Origin of the sequence: Acinetobacter terrae (genome assembly GCF_013004375.1) — a bacterium.
Taxonomy (GTDB): domain Bacteria; phylum Pseudomonadota; class Gammaproteobacteria; order Pseudomonadales; family Moraxellaceae; genus Acinetobacter; species Acinetobacter terrae.
In genome coordinates, this window is sequence record NZ_JABERI010000026.1 from 178,709 (window position 1) to 186,374 (window position 7,666).

The 7,666-nt window shown below is 39.1% G+C and carries 6 protein-coding genes and 1 rRNA gene; 1 reads left to right on the forward strand and 6 read right to left on the reverse strand.

All coding sequences use genetic code 11. The features are described 5' to 3' along the window. Positions 1-2 precede the first annotated feature (2 nt). Complete coding sequence (locus tag HLH14_RS12005; protein WP_086193987.1) at positions 3-1,448, reverse strand: aldehyde dehydrogenase family protein; 1,446 nt, start codon at positions 1,446-1,448, stop codon at positions 3-5. Positions 1,449-1,594: 146 nt separating this feature from the next. Here HLH14_RS12005 and HLH14_RS12010 point away from each other — a divergent pair, with 146 nt between their 5' ends. Next, complete coding sequence (locus tag HLH14_RS12010; protein ID WP_086193988.1) at positions 1,595-2,287, forward strand: TIGR04219 family outer membrane beta-barrel protein; 693 nt, start codon at positions 1,595-1,597, stop codon at positions 2,285-2,287. Between the two features lie 299 nt (positions 2,288-2,586). On the opposite strand, the gene HLH14_RS12015 is transcribed toward HLH14_RS12010, so the two are convergent. The 5 genes from HLH14_RS12015 to rrf all read right to left on the reverse strand — a co-directional run. After that, the gene (locus HLH14_RS12015; protein ID WP_086193989.1) at positions 2,587-3,948 is read right to left on the reverse strand and encodes an MFS transporter; all 1,362 of its coding nucleotides are present in this window, start codon (positions 3,946-3,948) and stop codon (positions 2,587-2,589) included. 546 nt (positions 3,949-4,494) lie between these two features. Then, positions 4,495-4,818 (reverse strand): ankyrin repeat domain-containing protein, encoded by a 324-nt coding sequence (locus HLH14_RS12020; RefSeq protein ID WP_171533142.1) that lies wholly within the window; start codon positions 4,816-4,818, stop codon positions 4,495-4,497. Between the two features lie 79 nt (positions 4,819-4,897). Then, a complete protein-coding gene (locus HLH14_RS12025) occupies positions 4,898-5,641 on the reverse strand; it encodes a toll/interleukin-1 receptor domain-containing protein (protein ID WP_171533143.1) in 744 nt (247 codons plus the stop codon). 94 nt (positions 5,642-5,735) lie between these two features. After that, on the reverse strand, positions 5,736-7,085 hold the full coding sequence (locus tag HLH14_RS12030; protein WP_171533144.1) for an aromatic acid/H+ symport family MFS transporter: 1,350 nt from the start codon (positions 7,083-7,085) through the stop codon (positions 5,736-5,738). Positions 7,086-7,570: 485 nt separating this feature from the next. Then, positions 7,571-7,666, reverse strand: a 5S ribosomal RNA gene (rrf, locus tag HLH14_RS12035); the annotation flags it as partial.

A 7,666-nucleotide genomic window follows, 5' to 3' on the forward strand; every position in this document is an offset into this window, starting at 1 on the left:
TTTTATCTTTTAATCGCTAAAATACGCTCTTCCTGCATGTCACGAATCGCATATTGCACGCCTTCACGTCCCAGACCAGAGTCTTTTACACCACCATACGGCATGTTATCGACCCGGAAAGAGGGAATGTCATTAATAATCACGCCACCAACATGTAAATGATCCCAAGCATAGAGCATTTTATTCAGGTTCTGGGTATATACCCCTGCCTGTAAACCAAACCGGCTGCTATTGATTCGCTCTATGCCTTGTTCAAAGCTCTTATATTTCTCAATAATTGCCACAGGTCCAAATACTTCATCTTTATAAACCTCTAAAGAGGCATCGACATTTTCAAGCAAAGTGGGTTCAAACATCACCCCGTTCAGCTCACCACCGACCAGCAGTTTTGCGCCTTTTTTGACTGCCTTATCGACCCATTTTTTCAGGCGTATCGCTTCGGATTCTTTAATCATCGGACCAATCAGCGTGCTATCTAGCCTCGGATCAGCAGCTTTAATTTTTTTCAGTTTAGCGACCAGTTTTTTCTTCAGTTCGGCATAGACATCTGCATGCACTAAAATGCGTTGCACACTAATACATACTTGCCCCGCGTGGTTATACGCACCACCAATCAAACGATCCACCAAAGCATCGCTAATTTCAGTATCCGCATCAATCATGACTGCGGCATTACCACCCAGCTCCAAGATCACTTTCTTACGCCCGGCACGTGCTTTCATGTCCCAACCGACTACATCCGAACCGGTAAAACTGAGCAGTTTGAAACGGTCATCAGTGACCAGTACATCAGCATGTTCACGTGGACAGGGTAAAATCGAAAATGCACCTTTGGGTAAATCGGTCTCGGCAAGAACTTCGGCAATTTTCAATGCAGAAATAGGGGTTAAACTGGCAGGTTTAAGCACAAATGGGCAACCAGCGGCAATTGCAGGCGCAATTTTATGCGCGGTTAAATTTAATGGAAAATTAAACGGACTAATTAAGGATACTGCACCAACCGGTGCATATTTCATCATGCCTTGATAACCCGATGCAGCGGCTGTCACAGCCAAAGGAATCATGCGTCCATCATCCAGTTGGGTTACCGCATCGGCTGCAATTTGAAAGGTATTGATTAAACGTTCCACTTCTGCTGCTGCAGCCTTGCGTGGTTTCCCCCCTTCGGCAATCAGAATTTCTGTCAACTCCGCTCGCATTTCATTAAAGCGTTTCACACAATGCAGTAAAATTTTTTGTTTTTGAAAAGGTTCTAAAGCTGCCATTTCTTTTTCCGCCTTTACAGCGGACTGAATAGCTTTTTCGATAGTTTTTTCATTTGCCAAAGCGACCCGTGCATAAACCTCATGCGTATATTTATGTTCTACTTCAAGCCATTGCTCTGTTTTAACCGCTTTACCTGCAACATACAGAGGATAATCAATCACTTTTACAGCTTTATCTACCATGTAAAAATTTCCTTTAATTTCTAGAAATAACAACAATGCAATTTTTTTTCATTCACTATATGATGCGCTGAGTTGGGCATCAGTTCACTATATTTAAGTAACAAAATTATTTTCTAAAAATAACAGATCACATATTTAGGATATCCATGCAATCACTCAAATTATTTTGCTTCATCCTTGGACTTGGGGCTTTCAGCTCTGCACAAGCCGATTTTATTGGTGTTAAAGCCAGTACTGATTACTGGAAATACAGTACAGATTTAAGCAATTCTGCATCAGCACTTCCCCAGCCACAACTTGAAGATGATCACAGCATGTCATTTTCCATTGCTGTAGAACACCCGGTACCTTTTTTGCCGAATGCAAAAATTAAACATAGCAATCTACAGGCGGAAAGTGATCAGAGTTTGGCAGGGGTTAAAAGCCATCAGCTCGATCTCGATTATTCAGACTTCATTCTGTATTACGAAATACTCGATAATGTTGTATCTGCAGATGTCGGCTTCGGTGCCAAATTACTGGATGGAGATATCCAGCAGAATTTTACCCAAAATACTGAAGTCAGTGAAACGTTACCGATGATCTATGCAGAAGCGGGTGTAAAACTGCCATTTACAGGTTTGAGTGCCAAAGCAGAAGCCAGTTTTGCCAAGTTAACGGATACACAAGTTACCGACGCTCAGCTAGAACTAAAATATAATTTTGTGGATACGGTACTGGTGGATGTCGGTGCTAAAGCCGGTTATCGCATTCTGGATATTCAGCTGGAAGAAGGTTCAAACCAGGAAGCCAAATTGAAGTTTAAAGGACCTTATATAGGTCTGGAAGCACATTTCTAAAGCAGTGTTGTACGCTTTAGCTTACATGAACTGCAGAAAACGCCAGCTGTTCAAGCCGTTTGATTCACACTATATTTAACTCATCAGGAAACAGGAAGTTTCCCAAACTAAAAACAATAATAATCAGTTTGAGCATCAGGATGTGAGGTACGACAGGAGTTATACCTAAGTCACCAATACGAAGAAGCCCTATCAGAATGATGGGGCTTTTTCATGCTTCAAATTCCTCTCATACAGAAAAAAGCCTCCCGAAGGAGGCTTAAGTTTTACAAAAATCTATCTTGTGTAGATGAGCTGTTTTAAGAACGGATAGGTTGTGCAGATGCCTCAACTGTTGGTTCAGCTTTAATTTCACTCGTTTTTGCTGGACGGATAAAGAATATGGCAAGTGCGCCAATAATTCCAGGAATAGCCACAGCGATAAAATTCCATTTATGCGGCAGTTCCATGCCCAAAAGCATGCCGATCACGATTGGACCTACAATCGCCCCGATACGGCCCACTGCCGATGCCCAGCCAATCCCCGTTGAACGGACTGCAACCGGATAATACTGTGCAACATAACTGTACAGTAAAATGCTGCTGCCAATTGAGGATGCACCTGCCAGACTCACCAGCAAATAAATCACAGGCTGTGGAGAATTGAAGCCTAATCCAACTAAAGAAAGTATTCCTACAATTAACATACTGATCAGAACGCGTTTAAAGTCAAAGCGGTCAGCTAAAACCCCTCCACTTATTGTTCCAATCACTGCTCCAACATTCAATGCCAGTAAAAACATCAAGCTGCTGCCTAAAGAATAACCCGCTGCCATCATCAGTTTTGGCAACCAGCTGCCTAATGCATAAAGCATTAATAAGCACATGAAAAATGCAAGCCAAAACAAAAATGTTCCTACAGCACGATTTTCAGTGAACAATTCTTTTACTGAGGTACTTCCCGTTTGATCAGTCGAAGCTAAAACCAATTGTGTATCTGCTGATACTTGCGCTGCCGGCTCAACTTTTTGTAAAAAATAACGCGCCTGATCTTCTTTCTTTGCTTTAACCAAAAATATTAAAGATTCCGGCAGGAATTTCCAAAATAATGGAACAAACAGTAAAGGAATAACCGCAATATGGAACATGACCTGCCAGCCATAATCCGCTGTAAACCATGTTCCGCACAACGCTGCCATAATTCCGCCCATGGCATAACCGCTGAACATAGTAGTGACTAAAGTACTGCGCACACGCTGCGGTGCATATTCTGAAGTTAAAGCCACTAAATTTGGCAATACGCCGCCAATGCCCAAGCCTGCAACAAAGCGTAATATTCCAAATTCTGTTGGATTAGTGGCAAATCCGCCTAAAAAAGTAAACAGGCTGAATAATGAAACGCAAATTAAAATAACTTTTTTGCGGCCAATTTTATCTGCCAGCATGCCAAAGCCCATCGCGCCAAACATCATGCCGGCTAAAGCCGTACTCGCCAACATACCTGCCTGCACGGCACTCATGCCCCACTCTTGCATCAGTAAGGGCAAAACGACCCCATTAATTGCTAAGTCATAACCGTCAAACAAGACGATAAACAGGCACCAAAGCACAAGTTTCAAGTGAAATGACTTGAACTTGGCCTGATCCACTACAGCATTTACATTCATTATTGTTGCTGTCATGAGTACTCACCTCCAATTGTGAGACTTTATAATTTCAATCTACAATGAGTTTCTGGTGTAATTTTGTCCACAACTTGAAAGGCATAAACCCATACCTTGAAGGTATGTAAAATCCTATCTGTAATAAAATGTCAGGACAATACGAGCTAAGAGTAGGATTTTTTGTTACATATTTTGCTGTGAACTATGGTTCACACTTATTTTATTTAATAAAAACAATATTTTAAAAATCTAAAATTCTGTACCCGACTAAAGATGATTTGATTGAAAGATTGTCAGAGTTTGTCGACTAAAAACCCTAAAATGACAAGAACGGATGCTATGAATTGCACCATTAAATCCTAGGTAGTATTAGAGAATGCTTATATTGGGATAAATATTCATTCAGATAAATTTCATATTCTAAATACATCAGGAAGCGCTATTTTTATCAAAGCAAAAACAGCAATAAAATCTGAGTATCAGAATCATGAAGTACAATTGAAGTGATACCGAAGCAACTGATATAAAAAAGCCCTATCAATGTAGGGCTTTTTTATTAATTTATTAATGCAGGCTTTCCAAGCTTTTCAGGTAGGAAACAACTTCTTGATTTCCCGCCATTTCTGCAAGTTCCAAGGCAGTATATGTACTACGATGATCAATATCAGCACCTTTACTGACAAGTAGCTTCACAACTTCCAAATGATCATTTTCAGCGGCTGCTTGTAAAGCGCTATAGCCTTCATCATCGGTAGAATTAGGGTCAATGCCTTGCTTTAAGCTTTCAGTCACCTGTTCAAGATCACCAAGTGAAGCCCAGTACACAAGTTCAGGAAGATGAAGTTCTTCGTCATCTTCAGGGATTGGGGAGAATGAGTTGAGTTTCATAATAAATATTACCTATGAATAATGGAATACTAATAAAAAAGCTAAGTTATACAAATTATTAATAAAATTACTTCTATAACTAAGAGATTAAATTTTGGTTAATAGCATATCTTCTACCATTAGGAGTTAATTTCACTGCACCCAATACATTTTGAACAATCAATCTTTCTTCTTTTAACTCATCTAGATAATGGTCTAAAAGAATCCTTGATATTTCTACTGAACTCATTAGAGATACAAAATCAACATATTCTCGAGACGTCTTTTCTAGGCCTCGAACAATCTCCTTCATAACTAATATATGAGGATCAATTGTTTTATTGGGTAAATTTTGTTTAGTCTTCAAGAAAGGATTTTTTGATATAGGTGGTTTCTCAAATAAAGGAGCACCATGTATCGCTCTAATTAGATCATCAAATGCAAATTCGTATTGATCTTGATTTGAAAAGTTTATAAATAATTTCGTTCTTAAAAAAGTAGGAGTGATACAAGTACTTTCTTGCCGAATAATTGGAATCACTTTATTTGAATCTATATGACTTAGGAGTTCAGAAGTTACAATCATTTTTTCATAGCCAACTCCACCAGTACCATTATTTGCCTTGGCAACATAATTATCTGTACAAATCATCAAAACTCTATCTGCCTGGGCTAGGTTAATCTCCATAAATTTCGGTAAATCATCACCTGGTCTTAGCTCCCATTGATCTAGGACAGCATCCACACCATTTGTTCTTAATCTTGTAGAGAGCTCAAGAACCCATTGCTTATGTTCTAGGGAATCATGAGAATATGAGATAAATACTCTTGGAATTTTTGACATTCTATTTATAAGCAAATATTAAAAAAAAGATATTAACTGTATATACTTATAAAAAGAAGCCACCTTTCGGAGGCTTCTTTTTCAATCTTAATTTCTAAGCTTTCGCTGCAATGGATTTTGATGCTTTAATCTTTTCAGATTCATCTTCACTCATAATCAAAGCAACCGCAATCGCAGTAATCAGAACAGGTAAACCTACTGCCATAAAGTTAAAGTAGGCAGGTAAGTTCATACCGAGTAAGCCACCAATTAAAATTGGACCTACAATCGCGCCCATACGACCAATCGCAGAAGACCAACCAATTCCTGTCGAACGTACAGCAAGCGGGTAATATTGCGCTACATAGCTATATAGAAGCATTTGTGAACCAATCGAAGCTGCACCTGCCAAGAATACCAAAATGTACAGAAGGAATTGATTTGATTGGAAGCCCATTAAGCTCATTACAATCGCACCCATAATTCCAAGGAACATCAGCACAGGTTTCAAGTGGAAACGATCCGCCAAAATACCACCGCCGACAATACCGACTACCGCACCGACATTCATCACCATCATGAACATTAGACTGTTATCCATCGAGTAACCAGCCGCCATCATCAGCTTAGGCAACCAGCTGCTTAACGCATACATCGTCAGTAAACAGGTAAAGAATGCAAGCCAGAACAACAATGTATTGGTTGCACGTCCACGACGGAACAAGCTCACTACGTTTGCAGCTTCAGGCACACTTTCTTGTGGCAAAGTAAAAATCGTGGATTCTGTAACTTTAAGTGAAGGCTCAAGACGACGCACGATTGCACGTGCATTTTCCTGTTTGTTTTGCTTCACCATAAACGCTAAAGATTCTGGTAAGAATTTCCAAATAAGCGGAAGTAAAAATAAAGGAATGCCCGCAATAAAGAACATTACCTGCCAACCATAAGTTGGAGTAAACCATGAACCCAACAGCGCAGCCATTACGCCACCCACGGCATAACCACTAAACATAGTGGTAACCAGCGTACTACGCATCTTTTGCGGTGCATATTCAGAGGTTAAAGCCACAAGGTTTGGCATCACACCGCCAATCCCTAAACCCGCCAAGAAACGTAAAATACCAAATTCAGTCGGATTCGATGCAAAACCACCTGCAAAAGTGAGTCCACTAAACAGCACAATACAAATCATGATGACTTTTTTACGACCAATTTTGTCTGCCAATGATCCAAAGAACATTGCACCAAACATCATGCCCGCAAGTGCTGTACTGGCTAACATGCCTGCTTGAACGGCACTCAAGCCCCAATCATTCATCAGTAATGGTAAAGTCACGCCATTAATTGCTAGATCATAGCCATCAAATAAAATAATGAGTAGACACCAAGCAACTACATTGAAGTGGAAAGGCGTGAATTTCGCATTATCGACTACAGAATTTACATCTATTTTTTCCGTTGTCATCGTTCTCATCTCCCATGAGTACTTGTCCATACTTAATAAAGATTATTAAGTTAAATTTCATTTATGTATTAATATACTGACAACACAATACACGCTCAATAAGACTAAAGAATATGAGTATTTCTTTATAAAATGCATTCTATCTTATTGTATTGAAATAACTAATTTTATATATAAATGAGGAAATATTTACTATTCACTGCCGTGATATTCGACTAATTGACTAATTTTGACTTTAATCGTTTTATTTTTATTAATATATTCTAAGCAATAATAAAATTTAAGATTTTAATAATTGCCATTCATGTTCAGTTCGTAGTGAATTATTTTTTAATCAAATTTATTTGAAATTTCTCGTAATAAATTCTAAAGATATCTATCTAATATGATGCTCACCAAAATCCGACTAAAATAAAACTCATTGGCTTTTTATAGACATAAAAAAATCCCCCACATCAATGATGCGGGGGATTTTCGGAATAATGAGCTGGCGATGACTTACTCTCACATGGGTAACCCCACACTACCATCAGCGCAAAGAGGTTTCACTTCTGAGTTCGGGAAGGGATCAGGTGGTTCAC